The following is a 1,254-nucleotide window of genomic DNA, read 5'->3' on the forward strand; positions in this document are numbered from 1 at the left end:
ATCCTCTCCTCGTAATATGGACACGCGCCTAAGCGAGATTCTGATTTTCAAATTGTTCCGGGCTGAGGCCGCCACAGGCACTGTGACGACGCCAGCGATTGTAATCGCACTCAATGTAATTAAATACCATCGTACGCATATCATCGCGACTGATTAGACGCTCACCGTGGATGCACTCTACCTTCAGCGTGTGGAAAAAGCTTTCCGCGCAGGCATTGTCATAGCAGCAGCCTTTTGCACTCATGCTGCCCCGAAGGTCGTGCTGCTTCAACAGGGCCTGATAATCTGCTGAGCAGTACTGACCACCCCGGTCGCTGTGGGCTATAACCCCTTTTGGCCGCTTACGCCGCCACAGCGCCATTTGCAGGGCATCGCATACCAGCCGGGCCGTCATTCGGGATGACATCGACCAGCCAATAACCGCGCGGGACCACAGGTCAATCACCACGGCAAGATACAGCCAGCCCTCATCGGTGCGAATGTAGGTGATGTCCTGCACCCACTTCTGATTCGGTGCGCTGGCGGTGAAATCCTGATTCAGCAGATTATCGAATACCGGCAGATTATGGGGCTTATAACTCACCGGACTGAACTTACGCGCGGCTTTGGCCCTTAGCCCCTGCCGCTTCAGGCTGGCCGCTACCGTTTTGATGTTGTATTTCACCCCCTGTTCGCGCAGCTCATCAGTAATGCGCGGTGCGCCGTAGCGCTGTTTCGCCTGATGAAAGGCCTGACTGACCGCTTTGTCACATTGCCGGCGAAATTGTTGACGCGGGCTTAGCTGCAGGCGACGGATACGCCAGGCATACCAGCCGCTGCGGGCCACGCGCAGCACCCGACACATGGCTTTAATGCTGAACTCAGCCTGATGTTTTTCGATGAAGACATACTTCATTTCAGGCGCTTTGCGAAGTATGTCGCGGCCTTTTGGAGGATAGCCAGCTCCTCGTCACGCTCTGCCAGCTGGCGCTTCAGGCGGGCATTTTCAGCGGCCAGCTCATTTTCCCGTTCGGAAGACGTTTTCTGCTGCTGTAATTTGCTGCGCCAGGTATATAGCTGAGACTCGTAAAGGCTGAGTTCCCGGGCGGCAGCGGCAACGCCGATGCGCTCCGCAAGCTTCAGGGCTTCGCTGCGGAATTCAGGCGAATGCTGTTTACGTGGTTTCTTACTTACGGTTGCTGATTTAGTCATGTGAGATACCTCTGTCTGGGAGTTTACTCACTTAGTCGCGTGTCCACTATTCGCGGGTAGGAT

Annotated in this window: 1 protein-coding gene; it reads right to left on the minus strand. The window is 55.3% G+C overall.

Annotated features, from left to right (window positions below; all coding sequences use genetic code 11):
- Window positions 1–28 precede the first annotated feature (28 nt).
- Window positions 29–1,191 (minus strand): IS3 family transposase gene (locus tag HMPREF1024_RS00125; RefSeq protein ID WP_087759146.1). Its coding sequence is split into 2 segments (ribosomal slippage): window positions 29–930 and window positions 930–1,191, totalling 1,164 coding nucleotides; the frame shifts between segments, so codons are not numbered across the junction.
- Window positions 1,192–1,254 lie beyond the last annotated feature (63 nt).

The sequence above is a fragment of the Klebsiella sp. 4_1_44FAA genome (assembly GCF_000238715.1).
GTDB classification, from domain to species: domain Bacteria; phylum Pseudomonadota; class Gammaproteobacteria; order Enterobacterales; family Enterobacteriaceae; genus Klebsiella; species Klebsiella pneumoniae.